Below are 518 nucleotides of genomic sequence, written 5' to 3'. Positions count from 1 at the left end.
GGCATTACCATTTCAACGCCTTCTGGCAGCTCGCAGTTACCAGTCACGTCAGTAGTACGGAAGTAGAACTGTGGACGGTAGCCTTTGAAGAACGGAGTATGACGACCGCCTTCTTCTTTGCTCAGAACGTACACTTCAGCAGTGAACTTGGTGTGCGGCTTAACGGTACCTGGCTTAACCAGAACCTGGCCACGCTCAACGTCGTCACGCTTGGTGCCACGCAGCAGAACGCCGCAGTTCTCACCAGCACGACCTTCGTCCAGCAGCTTGCGGAACATCTCAACACCGGTGCAGGTGGTTTTCTGAGTGTCGCGCAGACCAACGATCTCAACTTCTTCCTGGATGCGAACGATACCACGCTCAACACGACCAGTTACAACGGTACCGCGGCCAGAGATCGAGAACACGTCTTCGATTGGCATCAGGAACGGCTTGTCGATAGCACGCTCTGGCTCTGGGATGTAGGTATCCAGAGTTTCTACCAGCTTCTTAACAGCGGTAGTGCCCATTTCGTTGTC

Annotated in this window: 1 protein-coding gene; it reads right to left on the bottom strand. The window is 54.1% G+C overall.

Annotated elements, in window-relative coordinates; genetic code table 11:
• Nucleotides 1-518 (bottom strand): EF-Tu C-terminal domain-related protein (locus AC07Y9_RS32175; RefSeq protein WP_494990238.1); only part of this gene is annotated, 518 nt, incomplete at both ends.

This window comes from Pseudomonas sp. GW456-L12 (assembly GCF_059424045.1).
This window is presented reverse-complemented; position numbering and strand designations above follow the sequence as displayed.